This is a genomic window from Actinoplanes sp. NPDC049118 (assembly GCF_040648555.1).
Taxonomy (GTDB): Bacteria; Actinomycetota; Actinomycetes; order Mycobacteriales; family Micromonosporaceae; genus Actinoplanes.
In genome coordinates this window covers 195,170-211,621 of sequence record NZ_JBEZDY010000004.1, presented here as the reverse complement: position 1 = coordinate 211,621, position 16,452 = coordinate 195,170, and the positions used below count along the sequence as shown (strand labels likewise).

The 16,452-nt window shown below is 71.8% G+C and carries 15 protein-coding genes; 6 read left to right on the top strand and 9 right to left on the bottom strand.

The window, feature by feature from the left end:
* Positions 1-169: 169 nt before the first annotated feature.
* The 3 genes from AB0B58_RS07865 to fdxA all read right to left on the bottom strand — a co-directional run bounded on the left by AB0B58_RS07865 (position 170) and on the right by fdxA (position 2,100).
* Positions 170-589: a hypothetical protein gene (locus tag AB0B58_RS07865; RefSeq protein WP_360219306.1), complete on the bottom strand. Its 420-nt coding sequence runs from the start codon at positions 587-589 to the stop codon at positions 170-172.
* A gap of 93 nt (positions 590-682) precedes the next feature.
* A complete protein-coding gene (gene dapC, locus AB0B58_RS07860) occupies positions 683-1,777 on the bottom strand; it encodes a succinyldiaminopimelate transaminase (protein WP_360219885.1) in 1,095 nt (364 codons plus the stop codon).
* A complete protein-coding gene (fdxA, locus tag AB0B58_RS07855) occupies positions 1,774-2,100 on the bottom strand; it encodes a ferredoxin (RefSeq protein WP_239087677.1) in 327 nt (108 codons plus the stop codon). Before fdxA ends, dapC begins: the two co-directional genes overlap by 4 nt.
* Before the next feature lie 82 nt (positions 2,101-2,182).
* On the opposite strand from fdxA, the gene AB0B58_RS07850 reads away from it, so the two are divergent.
* Positions 2,183-3,139 carry a GNAT family N-acetyltransferase gene (locus AB0B58_RS07850; protein WP_360219302.1) on the top strand — a complete coding sequence of 319 codons (957 nt, stop codon included), beginning with the start codon at positions 2,183-2,185 and terminating at the stop codon, positions 3,137-3,139.
* A 16-nt stretch (positions 3,140-3,155) separates the two neighbouring features.
* On the opposite strand, the gene AB0B58_RS07845 is transcribed toward AB0B58_RS07850, so the two are convergent.
* The 4 genes from AB0B58_RS07845 to mshB are packed head-to-tail and all read right to left on the bottom strand — an operon-like array spanning position 3,156 to position 6,732.
* Positions 3,156-3,620 (bottom strand): hypothetical protein, encoded by a 465-nt coding sequence (locus AB0B58_RS07845; RefSeq protein ID WP_360219299.1) that lies wholly within the window; start codon positions 3,618-3,620, stop codon positions 3,156-3,158.
* Positions 3,621-3,639: 19 nt separating this feature from the next.
* Positions 3,640-5,388, bottom strand: a complete 1,749-nt coding sequence (locus AB0B58_RS07840; RefSeq protein ID WP_360219296.1) for a VanW family protein — start codon at positions 5,386-5,388, stop codon at positions 3,640-3,642.
* A gap of 52 nt (positions 5,389-5,440) precedes the next feature.
* Positions 5,441-5,887: a hypothetical protein gene (locus AB0B58_RS07835; protein ID WP_360219293.1), complete on the bottom strand. Its 447-nt coding sequence runs from the start codon at positions 5,885-5,887 to the stop codon at positions 5,441-5,443.
* Positions 5,884-6,732 carry an N-acetyl-1-D-myo-inositol-2-amino-2-deoxy-alpha-D-glucopyranoside deacetylase gene (mshB, locus tag AB0B58_RS07830; RefSeq protein WP_360219882.1) on the bottom strand — a complete coding sequence of 283 codons (849 nt, stop codon included), beginning with the start codon at positions 6,730-6,732 and terminating at the stop codon, positions 5,884-5,886. Before mshB ends, AB0B58_RS07835 begins: the two co-directional genes overlap by 4 nt.
* Before the next feature lie 118 nt (positions 6,733-6,850).
* Here mshB and AB0B58_RS07825 point away from each other — a divergent pair, with 118 nt between their 5' ends.
* From AB0B58_RS07825 to AB0B58_RS07805, 5 genes are all read left to right on the top strand, one after another.
* A complete protein-coding gene (locus AB0B58_RS07825; RefSeq protein ID WP_360219290.1) occupies positions 6,851-8,593 on the top strand; it encodes a prolyl oligopeptidase family serine peptidase in 1,743 nt (580 codons plus the stop codon).
* Positions 8,590-9,108, top strand: a complete 519-nt coding sequence (locus AB0B58_RS07820) for a Uma2 family endonuclease (RefSeq protein WP_360219287.1) — start codon at positions 8,590-8,592, stop codon at positions 9,106-9,108. Before AB0B58_RS07825 ends, AB0B58_RS07820 begins: the two co-directional genes overlap by 4 nt.
* A gap of 69 nt (positions 9,109-9,177) precedes the next feature.
* Positions 9,178-9,699: a Uma2 family endonuclease gene (locus tag AB0B58_RS07815; protein WP_360219284.1), complete on the top strand. Its 522-nt coding sequence runs from the start codon at positions 9,178-9,180 to the stop codon at positions 9,697-9,699.
* Between the two features lie 103 nt (positions 9,700-9,802).
* Positions 9,803-11,125 carry a GH1 family beta-glucosidase gene (locus AB0B58_RS07810; protein ID WP_360219879.1) on the top strand — a complete coding sequence of 441 codons (1,323 nt, stop codon included), beginning with the start codon at positions 9,803-9,805 and terminating at the stop codon, positions 11,123-11,125.
* Positions 11,092-12,363 carry an MFS transporter gene (locus tag AB0B58_RS07805; RefSeq protein ID WP_360219281.1) on the top strand — a complete coding sequence of 424 codons (1,272 nt, stop codon included), beginning with the start codon at positions 11,092-11,094 and terminating at the stop codon, positions 12,361-12,363. The genes AB0B58_RS07810 and AB0B58_RS07805 overlap by 34 nt, the downstream gene beginning before the upstream one ends.
* 79 nt (positions 12,364-12,442) lie before the next feature.
* Here AB0B58_RS07805 and AB0B58_RS07800 read toward each other — a convergent pair whose 3' ends face one another.
* Together AB0B58_RS07800 and AB0B58_RS07795 are read right to left on the bottom strand one after the other, a co-directional pair.
* Entirely contained in the window at positions 12,443-13,090 is a 648-nt protein-coding gene (locus AB0B58_RS07800) for an RICIN domain-containing protein (RefSeq protein WP_360219278.1), read from the bottom strand.
* A 131-nt stretch (positions 13,091-13,221) separates the two neighbouring features.
* Complete coding sequence (locus AB0B58_RS07795; protein WP_360219275.1) at positions 13,222-16,419, bottom strand: penicillin acylase family protein; 3,198 nt, start codon at positions 16,417-16,419, stop codon at positions 13,222-13,224.
* Between the last annotated feature and the right edge of the window lie 33 nt (positions 16,420-16,452).

Sequence of the window (16,452 nt, the reverse complement as noted above, 5' to 3'; positions counted from 1 at the left end):
CGCTCACAAGCTCGCTCATGCCATCACCTCCGCTAGCGCTCCGGCGACGACATGAGTCTTGGACTGAGCCGATGATTCGCTCACAAGCTCGCTCATGCCATCACCTCCGCTAGCGCTCCGGCGACGACATGAGTCTTGGACTGAGCCGATGATTCGCTCACAAGCTCGCTCATACTGCGACCGGCCCTCCCCCGTTGTGGGGGCGGGAGGCCCGCTCGGCGGCGAGCCGGGCGGCTCGGGCCTCCTGCGCGGCGGTCCACAGTGCGTGCTCGACCCGTTTGGTCCCGTCGGCCGAGCGCGCGTCGACGGCGTCGAAGTCGGCGGCGACCTTCTCCGCCGCGGCGGCGAGCAGCCGGGCCGCGGTCAGGAAGCTGGTGAGGTTGGCGGTGGACGCGCTCAGGCTCTTCGCGTAGCGCTCCTTGGCGGCGTGCACGCCGCCGCTCGCGTTCTGCGCGCCGAACGGCACGCTGTCGAGCGGCAGCTTGGCCCGGCCGACCGCGGGCTCGGTCACCTGGTCGGTGTCCGAACGGACGTCGGCGGCGAACTTGTTGAGCCCGCCCGTCTCGACGTTGATTCCAGGATCGCCCACGTCAGCCTCCCCGTAGCCTCCGTCGTCACAACGCTACGAGGGTAGCGACCGCAGGCGAGGTCCGGTAACCCGAGGAGTATCGATCGGGCCGGATCAGGGGGTCAGGCGGGCGACGGCCTCGGCGACGCGTTCGTCCGTCGCGGTCAGCGCGATGCGAACGTGCCGCGCCGCGGCCGGGCCGTAGAACGCGCCGGGCGCGGCCAGGATGCCCCGCTCGGCGAGCCAGTCGACGGTGGCCCAGCAGTCCTCGCCGCGAGTGGACCACAGGTAGAGGCCGGCGGTGGAGTGCTCGATGGAGAACCCGGCCTTTGCGAGCGCGTCCCGGAGCGCCTCCCGGCGGGCCGAGTAGAGCGCACGCTGCTCGCTCACGTGCGTCTCGTCGCCCAGGGCGGCGACCATCGCGGCCTGCACGGGCGCGGGAACGATCATGCCCGCGTGCTTGCGGACGGCGAGGAGCTCGGCGATCAGCGCCGGGTCCCCGCCGAGGAAGCCGGCCCGGTAGCCGGCCAGATTGGACCGCTTGGAGAGCGAGTGCACCGAGATGACGCCGGTGTAGTCCCCACCGCAGACCTCGTCGGCCAGCACCGACACCGGGGTCTCGTCCCAGCCGAGGGACAGGTAGCACTCGTCGCTGACCACGACCGCGCCGCGCTCGCGGGCCCAGTCGACCACCTTGCGCAGGTGGGCCGCGGGCAGCACCCGGCCGGTCGGGTTGGACGGGGAGTTGATCCAGACCAGCTTGACCCGCGGGTCCGGGCCCAGCGCGGTCAGCGAGTCGGAACGGACCACCTCGGCGCCGGCGAGGCGGACCCCGACCTCGTACGTCGGGTAGCAGACCTGTGGGATGACGACGACGTCACCGGGGCGGACGCCGAGCAGGGTCGGCAGCCACGCCACCAGTTCCTTGGAGCCGATGGTCGGCAGCACGCCGAGCCGGCCGGAGGCGTCGCAGGTGCGGGCCAGCCAGCCGGCGATGGCCGCACGCAACGCCGGCGTGCCGGCCGTCAGCGGATAGCCGGGCGCGTCGGACGCGTCGGACAGCGCCGCCCGGATCAGCGGCGGGACCGGGTCGACCGGGGTGCCGATCGACAGGTCCACGATGCCGCCGGGGTGCGCCGCCGCGACCGCCTTGGCCGGCTCCAGCAGGTCCCAGGGGAAATCGGGCAGCGTGGCCGACAGCACGGTCAGTGTGCGTCGCCGCGGGGCGGCTGCGAAGTCACGAACGGGGTGTCCTTGTCGATCTTGCCGACCTTGGAGGCGCCACCAGGCGAACCGAGGTCCTCGAAGAACTCGTAGTTCGCGGTCGTGTAGTCCTTCCACTGCTCCGGCACGTCATCCTCGTAGAAGATGGCCTCCACCGGGCAGACCGGCTCGCAGGCACCGCAGTCGACGCACTCATCGGGGTGGATGTAGAGCATCCGATTGCCCTCGTAGATGCAGTCGACGGGGCATTCCTCGATACATGCCTTGTCGAGCACATCGACGCAGGGCTCAGCGATGATGTAGGTCACGGTCTTTCCCTTCCAGAGCCACGCCGCGGGACACCGCGACGGTACGAGCAGAGCCTAGTATCTCGCCGGAAGGAGGTGGCACGTGCTCCGACGGCAGGATGTGGGACACCGGGTTGTGGTTCGCCGAATTGTAGGCGTTTCGCAGAATCGCCCACTTTTTACCGACGCGCTCGGTGAGCTGGTCGAGCTGACAGAGACGGATCTCACGCTGGCCACCGCCAAGGGCACGCTCCGCGTACCGCTGCGGGAGGTGCACCGCGCCAAGCGGGTGCCCGCCGCCCGCCGCCCGCCCGCCGCCGAGGTGGTCGCCCTCGAACTCGCGGCGAACGAGGCCTGGCCGGCCCCGGTGCAGGCCCGCCTGGGCGGCTGGATCCTGCGCGCGGCGGAGAACTGGACGGGACGGGCCAACGCGGCACTCGCGGTCGGCGATCCGGACCGCACCCTCGAGGCCGCGATCGACGCCGTCGAGCGGTGGTATTCGGCCCGGGGGCAGCGGCCGATGATCAACACTCCGATGCCGCTGGCCGCGCCGGTCAACGCGGCGCTCGACGCCCGCGGCTGGACGGCACGCCCGCTGACGCTCGTGCAGACCGCCGCCGTGCAGAGCCTGGTCGGCGATCCGCGGCGGGACCTGCCGCCGGTCGAGCTCGCCGACACCCCGGCCGACGCCTGGTACGCGATGGTCGCCGAGCACAAGGGCACGCTGCCCGCGGTCGCGAGGCAACTGCTCACCGGCGTACCGGATGTGGTCTTCGCGTCCGTGCGGGACGAGGCCGGCGACCTGCTCGCGGTCGGCCGCGGCGCGGTCACCGGCCCGGACCGCTGGCTCGGCGTCTCCCTGGTGCAGACCGCGCCCGCCGCCCGCCGCCGCGGCCTGGGCGGGCACCTGGTGCGCGCGGTGGCCGGCTGGGCGGCCCAGCGCGGCGCCGCGCGGGCCTATCTGCAGGTGGAGGAGCGGAACACCGGCGCGGCCGCGCTCTACCAGATGCTCGGTTTCCGCACCCACCACACCTACCTGACCCGCGAGGCGCCGGACTGACGGGCGCCGCGGCGCCTCAGCGGCGGACGACGCGGCGGGGCCTGGTCGTCCGCGCCTTGGCGAAGGCCTGCAGCGAGCGGGAGCGGTAGTCGCGCCCGAGCATGGTGGCGATCCAGTAGCCGAGCAGCGTGCCGACGATGGCGAAGCCGCTGTACAGCCAGACCTGGGAGAAGAAGTTCCCCGCGCCGGCGGAGAACGGGGTGTCGCCGCTGACGAACGGGCCGACCAGGATGGTGAGCAGCATGCCGCCGATCGCCGCGGCGGCCAGCTCGGGCAGCCAGGAGCTCGGCGGGACCCGCTGGGCCCGGATGAAGGTCACGACCGCCAGCACGATGCCGATGGCGGCGAACATGATGATCGAGACCCGGCCCTCTGCCGTCTCGTTGTCGGCGAAGCCGATGCGGATCACGAGCCGCGCGATCACATTGATCGCGAACAGACCGGCCGCCAGCACTGCGACCGGCACCCAACGCTGCCTCATGGCGTCCTCCCCTGACGAGCTACGGCTTCGCGCCGCAGATGAATCGTGGCTCGGGATCGTAGCGCCAGGTGAACTTCTCGCGCTCGATCTCCTTGCCGTCCTTGCGGATGACGCGCCATGCGTCCTGGGTGAATCCCGGCAGCCCGCTGCTGGTGATGCACTTCGGCCCCGGCTCGCGGTAGACCGTCGAAGGCGAGGTGACGTTGCGGCGCGGGCCGCGCACGGTCTTGACGCTGTCGTAGACCTTGGTGCTCCACATCGTGACCGTCACGGACCTGTTGGTGTACGACGTGTCGATGAAGATCCCGTACGGCGTGGTGTTCTTGAACTTCAGATCGAGCGTCGGGTAGAAGATCGTCGACTCGATGACCGCCGGATAGCGGGAGAAGTAGAACGAGTGCGGCTTGTGCTCGACGTCCTCGAGCCCCGCGTAGTAGGCGGCGTTGAAGAGCGTCGTGGTGAACTGCGAGGCGCCGCCGCCGACACCCGGCTCGAGCTTGCCGCCGACGATGACCGGGGCGTCCTGGTAGCCGGACGCGTAGTCGCGCTCGCCGGTGTGCCCGTTCAGCGAGAACGTCTTGCCGGGGAGCAGGAGCGCGCCGTCGACCGCCCGGGCGACGGTCATTATGTTCTGGCTGCGCGGCGAGCCGCCGCCGCCGGTGAAGTAGGTGGTGAAGGTGGACACCTTCTCCTTGATGCCGAGCCCGGCCAGTTCGGCGTCGGTCACCCCGGCGTTCTGCGTCGTGAGGCTCGCGGTGACGGACCGGGGTTCCGGGTTGGCCAGCACGCCGAGCAGCGCCGGACCGAGCAGGTTCAGGTCGACCAGGTCGCCCGGCCGGCCCGCCACGATCTTCGGTTTCCCGCCCTTCAGGGCGATCTTCGCCTCCTCGGGCGGCGTCTCGACCTTGGCGAACTCCTTCGCGGCGGCGGCGTGCAGCCGCGCACCGTCGATCGCCGGGGTCAGCAGGCCGTTGCCGTCGGCGCGGAAGACCAGGCCCTTGGCGATCGCCTTGGGCCTCAAGGTGAACGACCTGTCACCGACGGTGACGGTGACAGGTGCCGCGACGGCCGGGGTGGCCAGATCGGCCACCAGCGCGTCGACCTGCTCCGCCGTCGTCGCCGGCGGCTTGGTGACCAGGACGATCTCGGCCTTGCCGCCGACCAGCCAGGCCTGCCGGATCGCGGCGACGGCCGCCGGCATGTCGAGGTTCAGGCCCGGCGCCGGGTAGGTGGCCTCCGGCTTCAGCCCCGCGTACGCGATGCCGGGCTTCTTCAGCGTGATCTGCTTCGGATCGATCTCCCCGCGCAGCACCGCCTCGAGCCTGGCCTCGTCGATCTCGATCACCGGCGGCACCGTGCGCCCGTCGAGCAGCGCCGGGCCGCCGCTCCTGATGGCCCTGCCGACGGACAGGTCGACGTTGAGCCTCATGGCGATGTCGGCGGGCGCGATCGAGAGGTCCCTGCCCGCCAGGTTCACCGCAACCGGGTCGCCCGTGCGGGAACCGACCCCGTTGGTCAGCCTGCGCTCGGCCTCGGTGCGGGACATGCCACCGAGGTCGACGCCGAGGACGCGGGTACCGCGGGGCACGTCACCGACGTAGGCCCACGCCGCCGCGGCCGCTCCGGAGATGAGGACGGCGGCCACGGTGCCGACCACGACGATGCGCCTGCGGTTGACCGGGCCCTCGGAGGGACTCGGATCCTGCGGCGGCACGGGTGGCGGCGCTGTCGTGGGGGCCTGATCGGCGGAGGGCTCAGAGACGAACACGGCGCAAGTGTGCAGGCCGGGCGCCGATCGCGACAAACGCCACGAGCGGTCGTCACTGCTTTGTGACAGGCGGCGGTTTCAAGATCAGCCGGTACGTGTACACCGCGAATGTGAGGCTTCCCACCAGGATCATCACCAGCGCGACCCAGTTGTCGCCGCTGATCAGATAGTCGCCCTCCGGGGTGCGTAGCCCGGCCGCGGCGAACATGATCAATGTCCAGACCGCCCACGGCGGCCCCACCGCCCAGCGCCGCCCGACCGTCGTCACGGCGAACCAGCAGATCGCCAGGTTGCCGACCACGGCCGCGGGTACCGCCACCCCGATCGGCACGCCGCCGATCCGCAACGGGGTCAGCACGAGCTCCAGCACGGCGCTGAGCACCGTGGCGAGCATGGCGATGACCAGCCCGGCGGTCCGGATCGTCGTCTCGAGCGCCCGGCTCGGCTCGGCCCGGGGAGCCGGATCGGCGGAAGCCGAGGCGGGCGCCTCCAGCGTCATCGCCCGACCACGTTGCTGAACAGGTCGTCCTCCCACTTGTGCGGGCCGCTCACCTCGCCGCGCTCGCCCTTGACCAGCGCGAAGTACTCGACGCCCATGAACTCGCCGCCGAAGTCACCGGCGATGCCGTACAGCCAGGAGTTGGCCGGGATCTGGGTCGCGTGCGCGCGCATCGCGGCGACCTTCTGCTCGTAGAAGTCCGTGCCGTCGATCCGGGCCGCGATCTCGTCGTCGGGGTGGCCGAACGGCAGGTCCTCGACGTTCTCCACGTCGGCGAACGGGTTGTCGTCCATGCCCCGGAACGCCTCCATGCCGCCCTCGAGCACGCTCAGCGGCATGGCGGTCCAGTAGATCTTCTCCGGCCCGAAGCCCTCGGCCTCGGCCAGCTCCGCCGCCCGCATCGCGACCCGGTGCGCCTGGATGTGGTCGGGATGTCCGTAGAAGCCGTTCTCGTCGTACGTGATGAGCACCTGCGGGCGTACCTCCCGCATGATCTCCAGGCACTGCCGGGCCGCCTCCTCGAGGTCGGCACGCCAGAAGGCCCGGGGGTGGTTGTTGGTCTCCAGGCCCATCATCCCCGAGTCGCGGTAGCGGCCCGCGCCGCCGAGGAAGCGGTAGTCGGTGACGCCGAGGGCCGCGCAGGCCCGCTCGAGCTCGCCGATCCGCCACCCGCCGAGCTGGTCCGCCTGCCGGGCCTCGAGCTGCGCCAGCTCGGGCACGTGGATCTCGCCCTCCTCGCCGAGCGTGCACGTCACCAGCGTCACCCGGGCACCCTCGGAGACGTACCGGGCCATGGTGGCGCCGGTGCCGGTGACCTCGTCGTCCGGGTGTGCGTGCACGAGCATCAGGCGGCGTGTGGGCAGCGCATTCGTCACGCGCGCCACTCTACGCGCGAGCGTCGGCGGCCCCCACCTGCGCGGTTTGCCGGGCGGGAGGGGCCGCTGATCGGCGATGCTGGTCGGCGTGGAGTATCCCGAACTCGCGGCCCGCACCGGCGGGTTCCGCTTCGGCACCCCGCACGCCCTGACGGTCGGCGACGACGGCGCGCGGATCGCCTTCCTGCGCTCCGCCGGCCCGCGGGACCCGGCGCCCGCGCTGTGGTCCCTCGACGTCGCCACCGCGGCGCTCACCCAGGTGGCGGCCGGGCCGGTCCACTCGTACGCGGGCTCGGCGCGGCTCGACGTCCTGGCCTGGGCGCACGAGGGCGGGCTGTTCTCCTCCGCCGCCGGGCGGATCGGCACCGCCGCCGAGGCCCTGGACCCGCGCCCGGACCCGACCGGGCGGCACATCGGCTATGTCACCCCGGACGGCTGCCTGCGGGTGGTCACCGGCCCTGAGGACCAGCTGCTCGCGGGCGAGCCCGGCGGCGACGCCTCCTGGGGGGCCGCGGAGCCGGCCGCGGCCCAGTTCGGCCGCGACCGCGGCTGGTGGTGGTCGCCCGACGGGACCCAGATCCTGGCCGTACGCAGCGCGCCGGCGCCGAGCCTGCACCTGCTCGACCTGGTCGGCGGCTGGGTCGACGTGCACTGGGACCGGGAGACGTACCCGTACCTGGTCGACGTGCGCTGGGGTGGCGCCGGCAACGCCCTGATCACGGTGCTGCGGCGCACCCAGCAGCACGGCCTGGTGCTGTCCGTGGATCCACGCACCGGTGAGACCCAGGTGCACGCCGAGCTCGCCGACGCACGCTGGGTCGAGCCCGTGGCGGGAACGCCCCGGCTGCTGCCCGACGGCCGCGTCATGGTCGGCGGCGAGCTGGCGCACGACGGCTTCGACGCCCGCTGCCTCTTCGCCGACGGCAGCCTGATCACCCCGCCCGGCCTCTACGTCCGCCGGGTCGCCGGCGTCCTGCCGCGGCCGAACGGCGGCCCCGAGATCATCATCGAGGGCACCGAGGGCGAGCCCGCCGAGCAGCAAGTCTTCGCGGTCCGCACGGCACAGGCCGGCGGCGTCAGCGCCCGCCGGCTCACCGCGGCACCCGGCTGGCACACCGCGAGGGTCGGCGGCGACGTGCTCGTCGTCGACCTGACGGTCATCCGCGGCGCCGCCGAGGTCACGACGCTGCCGTCGCTGGCGGAGCCGCTCCCGTACGCGCCCGAGCCGGTCCTCGAGCGCGTGACCGACCGGCGGCTGCCGAGCGGGGTCCTCTACCCCACCGGCCACGTGACCGGCACCAGGCTGCCGGTCCTGCTCGAGCTGGGTGCCGGGCCGGGCCACCAGCAGGTCGTGGCCGACCCGGCCCGGTGGCAGGAGCGGCAGTGGTGGGCCGACGCCGGCTTCGTCGTGGTCAGCGTCGACACCCGGGGTACTCCGGGGGTGGCGCCCAGCTTCGAGAAGGTGATCTACCGACGGCTGGCCGACGTGGCCCTGACCGACCAGATCGACGCGCTGCGGTCCCTCACGGGCAAGCACCCCGACCTGGACCTGGGCCGGGTCGCCGTACGCGGAACCGGCCTCGGCGGCTGGCTGGCGGCCGTAGCCGTGCAGCGCCGGCACGACGTCTTCCGCTGCGGCGTCGCCCGCGACCCGATCATCGACTGGACCGAGCTTCCCACCGCGTACGCGGAGCGCTATCTCGGCAGCCACGCCGACAACGCCGACGTCTACGACCACCACCGCGTGGACCCGGCGGCGGCCGGGCTACTGATCTCCCCCGCCGGGGGCCTGTCCGAAGAACTCGCATTCGTGACCCGGGAGTGTGCATGACGTCAACCCTGATCGGCCGCAGCCTGCCCTTGGAGGCCCTGGCGACGACGGAGACCGACTACCTGCAACTCGGCGAGACGTCGGCCCGTACGGAGCTGTGGGACGGCGGAGTGCTCAGCTGTCCGAGGGACACGCCGCGGCACCAGCTGATCCTGAGCGCCCTGGCGAACGCGCTCCGGGCGAACCGCACGGACCTGAACGTGATCGCGGGTGTACCGGTGCATCTCGGCCCGGGCCGGATCGCGGTCCCGGACCTGATCATCGCGGGCACCATCGACCCGGACCAGCCGCTGGTCGACGCCGCGTCGGTGCGCCTGGTCTGCGAGATCACGTCACCGACCAGCGCGACGGTCGACTGGTCACTGAAGATGCACGCGTACGCGCAGGCGGGCATCCCGTGCTATCTGGTGGCAGAGCCGGAGCGGGGGCTGCTGCACAGCAACATGCTGTCGGCGCAGGGCTACGTCGAACAGTCGGTGATGCAGCTCGTCCGAGTCACCGGCCTGAATCTCTGACCGGCCCGATCATGGCCGGCTGTGGGAAACTCGGGTCATGACGTCCGCCATCTTCGCCGGGGAATGCCGATGACAGAGGAGGAGTTTCTCGCGCTGGGCGAGACCTCCGAGCGCGTCGAACTCTTCGACGGGAGCTTGTACGTGACCCCCGCGCCGACCCCCCGGCATCAGCACATCTCGAGTGAGCTGAAGTTCGCACTCCGGACCGCTGCCCGCACCGCCGGTCTCTACATCCATGAGGCCGTCAACGTGCGGCTGCAACCCAGGCGGATCCCGATTCCGGACCTCGTGGTCACCCACAAGATCGACTTCGACGAGTCGGTCATCGACGCCGAGTCGGTCGTGCTGGTCTGCGAGATCGTCTCGCCCTCGAACGCCTCCGCCGACAAGGTGCTGAAGATGCACTACTACGCGGCCGCGGGCATACCCTGGTATCTGCTGGTCGAGCAGGAGACCGGCGCGCTGCACCTCTACGAGCTCACGGGTGGCCACTACGCCGAGCGGTCGGTCACGAGGGCCGGCGAGGTGCTGCACCTGACCGAGCCGTTGGACGCCGTGATCTCCCCGGCGGACCTGCTCCCGCCCGCCTGACACCGACCTTCGCCGGTCGCACGCCGCGACCACTACCGCAGTCCCCCACCCGGCACTAACCTGAGCCGAATTCACCTCTGAGGGGACGTGGGTCGTGGACGCACTGCCGAGTTTTCCGCCGGGGTTCCTCTGGGGCGTGTCCACCGCGTCCTACCAGATCGAGGGCGCCGTGCACGACGACGGCCGGGGCCCGTCGATCTGGGACACCTTCGCGCACACGCCCGGGCGCGTCCGCGACGGCGACACCGGCGACGTCGCCTGCGACCACTACCACCGCTGGCCGCAGGACGTGGAGTTGCTCGGCGAGCTGGGGGTGCGCGCCTACCGGTTCTCCATCGCCTGGCCCCGGGTGCAGCCCGACGGCTCCGGGCCCGTCAACCCCAAGGGCCTGGACTTCTACGACAGCCTGGTGGACGGGCTGCTGGAGCGCGGGATCACCCCGATGCCCACGCTGTACCACTGGGACCTGCCGCAGGCGACCGAGGACACCGGCGGCTGGCTGAACCGCGACACCGCACACCGGTTCGCCGAGTACGCGGCCGCCGTCGCGGACCGGCTCGGTGACCGGGTCACCCGCTGGATCACCCTCAACGAGCCGATCGTGCACCTGGCCGAGGGCTACGCCTTCGGCACGCACGCGCCCGGGCGGGCGCTGATGTTCGAGGCGCTCCCGGTCGCACACCACCAGCTGCTCGGCCACGGCCTCGCGGTGCGGGCCCTGCGCGCACGCGGCGCAACCGAGGTGATGATCACCAACAACTGCACGCCGGTGCTGCCGGCCGGCCCCGGGCCGCAGGATGCCGCCGCGGCCGCGGTGTACGACGCGTTCCACAACGGACTGTTCCTCGACCCGATGCTGACCGGCCGGTACCCGGAGCTGCCGGGGATGTCCGACGCCCCGTTCATCCGCGACGGCGACCTCGACGTCATCCGCACGCCCGTCGACGCGCTCGGCGTCAACTACTACCAGCCGACCCGGGTCGGCGCGCCGGGCGCCGAGAGCCCGCTGCCGTTCGAGGTGCTGCCGATCGAGGGCGTGCCGCAGACCGCGTTCGGCTGGCCCGTCGTACCCGGCGGGCTGTTCGACCTGATGGTCGGGCTACGTGACCGCTACGGTGCCGCGCTGCCGCCGATCTACATCACCGAGAACGGCTGCTCCACCGACGACGTGCCCGACGCGGACGGGCGGGTACACGACACCGCGCGCATCGACTACCTCGACGGTCACCTGCGTGCCCTGCACCGGGCCATCGACTCCGGCGTCGACGTCCGCGGGTACTTCGTCTGGTCGCTGCTGGACAACTTCGAGTGGGCCGACGGCTACAGCCAGCGCTTCGGGCTGGTCCGCGTCGACTACGACACCCAGCGCCGCACGCCCAAGGACTCGTACGCGTGGCTGCGTTCGGCCCTGGCCGCCCAGCCATGACCGTCCCGGTCGTCGCTACCGCCGAGCCGACCGCCAGGGTCGGCACCCGCTGGATCGCCCTGCTGTCGCTGGCCAACCTCGGCCTGTGGATGGGCTACTTCGGCCCGCTCCAGGTGCTACTGCCCAACCAGGTGCAGGACGCGGCGGGCGATGACAAGACCACCGTGCTCGGCATCGTCACCGGCGCGGGCGCGCTGGTCGCCGTCCTGGTCGGCCCGATCGCCGGCGCCCTCTCGGACGCCACGACGGCGCGCACCGGGCGCCGGCACACCTGGATCGCCGCGGGTGCCCTGCTCGCCTTCGCCGGCCTGGCCCTGCTGGCCGTGCAGGACACCGTGCTCGGGCTGACGCTCGGCTGGTGCGCGGCGCAGGCCGGGCTCAACACCCTGCAGGCCGGGCTCACCGCGATCGTCCCGGACCGCGCGCCGGTACGGCAGCGCGGGCTCGTCTCCGGCTGGGTGGGCCTGACCCAGTCGATCGGCGTGGTGATCGGCGTCCTGCTGGTCACGGCGGTGGTCGCCGGCACCGTCAGCGGCTATCTGCTGATCGGCATGCTGGTCGTGCTGACCGCGGCGCCTTTCGTGCTCGCCACGCCCGATCCCCCGGCCGCGCCCGGCACCGTGCCGCGGCTCAGCGCCCGGTCGCTCCTCGGCTCGTACCGGTTCAGCCTGCGCGACAACCCCGACTTCGCCTGGGCCTGGATCACCCGTTTCCTGGTTCAGCTCGGCAACGCCATGGCGACGCTCTACCTGCTGTACTTCCTGCGCGACCGGGTGGGCTACGCGGACCCCGACACCGGGCTGCTGCTGCTCATCGTCGTGTACACCGCCGCGACCCTGCTGACGGTCGTCGCCGGCGGGGTGCTGTCGGACCGCACCGGCCGGCGCAAGCCCTCGGTGATCGTGTCCGGGTACGTCATGGCCACCGCGGCCGTGCTGCTCGCGTTCTGGCCGACCTGGACCGGCGCCCTGATCGCCGCGGCCGTTCTCGGGCTGGGCTTCGGCGTCTACCTCTCCGTCGACCAGGCGCTGATCACCCAGGTGCTCCCGGCCGCGCAGGACCGGGCCCGCGACCTGGGCATCATCAACATCGCCAACTCGGCGCCACAGGTGCTCGGACCAGCGCTGGCCTTCCCCATCGTGGCCTACCTCGGCGGCTATCCCGCGCTCTACCTCACCGTTGCCGCGGTCACGGTGCTCGGTTCCGTCCTGGTCACCCGGATCCGCTCGGTCGCCTGACGCGCTAGGGGGAGTCTCGCGGATCACAGCGTCGCCGAGCCGAGGTCCGGCGCAGGCCGCCGTGATCCGCGAGACACCCCTAGCTGCAGTTGTGCCGATCGTGGTTGAAGTGCTTGTGGTAGGCGTGCATGCACTGGAGCTCGTAGCTGTCCCAGTACTGCTCGTCGTCGATCCGGAGGCGCTGGAGCACCGCGGTGCGGCCCGTCCCGGCGGCCAGGACCATGGGCTCGAGGCGCGACCTGTCCGAGTGATACCGGTTGTACAGGGCGAACGGGTGCCTCGACGCCTCGGGGACGGCAAGGCCGCCGGCGCGGGTCGGGATCGCCGTCGTCGGTCTGAGCTCCCAGAGTTGCTGGTCGGAGCCGTTGCATCGCCAGAGCTGGATCCGGGCGTCGTCCTTGTCCGCGTCGAGGCACATGCCGGTCGGTTCCAGCTTGATCCGGATGCCGCCGCCTGCGGTATCCCACTGCGCGTACCAGCGCTGATTCTCCTGACCCCTGGACCCCGCGTCGTGGCACGGGTACACGATCACCCTGCCGCCGTTGCGGTCCATGGTGCCGGGCGGCGCGTCGAGGCAGTCGCGGTTGCGGCCCATCACCTGGAGCCACAGGAGGTCGATGTTGCGGCCGTGGTGTGCGCTCGCCGGCTCGCCGACCGTGAGGACTCCGGCCGCAACGACCGCGGCCAGGACGGCCGAGAGCAGGGCGCGCGGGGATTTCTTGATCATCGTGCTCCAGGTGCGGATCGGACGGGGCAGACGGCGGGACGGCCGGCGCTGTCAAGGAAAGCTAGCGCCGGCGACCCGCGACCGGGATAGGGCAGATGCCCTATCCACCGCACCCAGACCTCAGCGGACACCTAGCGCGAATAGAGCTCCACCTCGTACGCCGAGAATCCGTACGAGGTGGCCCGGGTCTGCCCGGTCAGCCGGACGTAGCGGGCGTTGGCAGCCGCGAAGGCGACGTTGTCCAGGCCGCCGTTGCCGCCGGTCACGGCCGCCACCTGGGTCCAGGCGCCGCCGTCGGCGGAGACCTCGATCTTGTACGCCGTGGCGTAGGCCGCCTCCCACCTGATCACCATCCGGGCCACCGGCCGGCTCGCGCCCAGATCGATGCGCAGCCACTGGTTGTCCGCGGACGAACTGGACCACCGGGTGGTCAGGCTGCCGTCGACCGCGTTGGCCGCCGGATAGAACAGCTGGGTGCTCGACGCGGTGACGGGCCGGCCGGCCGCCAGGTTGGACAGGTCGTCGCCGCGCTTGGCGGGGAACGAGACCACCTGCTGGTACGTCGGGCGGTTCTGCCAGGCGATCGGGTCGTGGGTGATCCCGCCCAGCGGCGACTGCACGATGGCGTCCGCGCACCACTGGTTGCCGGCGGCACAGTACGAGTCACCGGGATAGGTGGTGGTGGCCGGCTCGGCCAGCGCGGCCGAGAGGCTGGACAGCAGCGCGCCGCGGCAGGCGCCGAGCGCCCCGGCACCGCAGTGCGTCCTCGGCCAGCCCGCGACCGTGTCGCCCAGCGCCGCGCGCAGATCCTTCTCGACGTAGCCCCACCAGCCGTACTGGAAGGACGAGCCCTTGTGCGACTGCGCCTCGTTGGCCGCGGTCGGCAGGCCGGACTGCCGGCCGGTCTGGCCGCCCGAGGGCGACTCGTTGATCTGCAACGTGTCGACCAGCGCCTGGTACAGCCCGTCGCCCAGCGAGGACTCGAACTGCGCCGACACAAGCCGCGGCCACCACGCGTCGAAAATCCGGATGGCCTCGGCGTCCTGGTAGGTCCTGCTGCCCGCACCCGTCTCGATCCGGTGCGACCCACGCTGCTGCCAGGCGCGCAGCTTGGCGACGGCCGCCGCCTGCGCGGAGTCCGTGACCGTGCCGGTGTCGATCACCCGGAGCAGGTCGTCGAGCACCTCCGAGCCGCGCAAGTCGGTGGTTCCCGCCGACTCGACGACGCTGAGCAGCGAGGCCCGGTCGAATTTCGTCCCGGCCCGCAACGCCGCCTTGATCGGCCGGTCCAGCAGGTCGCCGCGATGGACCGCGCCGAAGCTGAAGTTGCCGTCGGCCGCGGAGTAGTCCGCCGCCTGCTTGTTGTTCCAGCTGACGAAGTAGTCCTGGTTGACCGCCTGCGGATGGCTCGCCTGCGGATGGTAGGTGGCCGTGTTCGTGTCCGGGTTCCAGCCGGCCCACTCGTAGGCCGTCTGCGCCCGGGTGGGCAGGTTCGGGTCGGCGCCGGCCGCGCGCACCGGGGCGGCGCCGGACATGAAGTACGCCGAGTCGGTCGAGTTGACGTAGAACCAGTTGAACGCGAACGAGATCGTCGACGCCGAGGCGGTGAACGCGGCCGGCGTACCCATCTGATCGGGCTCGTTGAACATCTGGAACCCGATCGCCGAGTCGGCCTCGTGGCGGTAGGTGGAGCGCAGGCTGGTGAACGCGACGGGCTTGCCGCCGACCAGGCCACGCCAGGTCACCAGCCCGTACCTGGTGCGCAGCATGGTCAGCCGGTAGGAGCCCACGGCGGTCGAGTCGGCCGTCGTCGGAGTCCACGAGTTGGTCCGCGACAGCGGCTCCATGGCGACGCACTGACCGTGGTAGAGGTAGTGGGTCGAGGCGGTCGTCGGCGCGCTGCCGTCGGTCTCACAGAGTTCCGCGGCGAAGGTGTCGGTGATGTCCTGCACCGACGACGTGGCGCTCCAGGCGTAGTCGGGGCCGCGGCCGAGCAGGGTGTAAAGGTTCAGCCCGGAGAAGGCGACGCCCCGGCTGCTGATCCCCGGACCCTGCAGCTCCTGCAGCATCAGCAACTGCGGGGCGAAGTAGCCGGTCTGCGGCCCGAAGACGGCGACCGGATGCCCGGTCGCCGAGTGCGCGGCCGAGACCACGGCCGCATTCGACATGCCGCGGTGGCGGCCGTCCACCCGCAGCCCGCCGAGGGAGTCGGCGATGGCGCTGGTGCCGCTCGCGGCGGCCGAGGTCGCCGAGCCGGTCTTGTCGTAGACCAGCGGCTCGGGGGCGGCGGTACCCGCGTCCGGCATCGCCACGCCGGCCGCGTCGGGATCACCGGCGCCGTACGGGAAGGACCGTCCGTTGTGCACGGTGAGCACGGCCTCGGGGTCGTTCTGGGAGCGGAAGGCCGTCCAGACCTGATCACCGATAACGGTGCCGTACTTCGCCCGGGCCGCGATCCGGACCAGGGCCGACTGCATCTCGGTGCCGCCACCGCCGCCGAACAGTCCGCCGATCACGCCGGCGACCGCGATCAGGTCGGTCAGCTGGAAGTCCACCGGGCCGCCGGCGTTGGTGACGGCGTCGAGGTGCCCGGTCAGCACGTACTCGCCGGGGCAGTCCCGGGCGGCCATGCAGTCGGCGATGTACTTGTTGATCCCGGCGATGTAGGACTGCACGTCGGTGTAGAGCTGGGCGCCCCGCGGGCCGGAGACCCGCAACGCGTCGATCTGCGCCTGCAGGTCCTCCTCCGTGTACGGCGAGTTGCGCCAGACGCTCTGCTCCAGTTCCCGGTTGCCGAGGGCGCCGCCGGCGAACGGGGTCAGCTGGCCGCGGGCCACGTGGCGCATCAGGTCCATCAGGAACAGCCGGTCCTCGGCGCCGGCATAGCCCGCGCCGAACATGGTGCCGGACCGAGTGGTGCCGGTGACGTGCGGAATGCCGAGGGCCTTGTCGCGCACCACGGTCACGTCGGAACGCGGCGAGTAGCTGCGCTCCACCTGGTTGACGGGTACGCCGTAGCTGCTGTCGTTGAAGAACGTGTTGATCTGCTGGCCGGTCAGGCCGGTGTAGTTGTAGGTCAGGTTCTCGTAGCGGGCCAGTTGATCGTCGGAGTGCCGGGGCATCGTGCCGAAGGCCTGATGGGCCAGGATCTCGAGCAGGTCGGCGTTGCCGTTCTGGCCCGGCGGCAGGATGTCCGCGCACTCGCCCAGGCAGTAGTCGTCGGCGGTGTAGGCGGCTGCCGCGGGGACGGCGAGCAGCGGGTTGAGGACGGTGGCGGCGACCAGGGAGACGGTGAGGAGGGCGCTGAGCGGAGCGAGGCGTCGGCGCATGGGGTTTTCCCTTCCGGGACGCACGAACGCGAG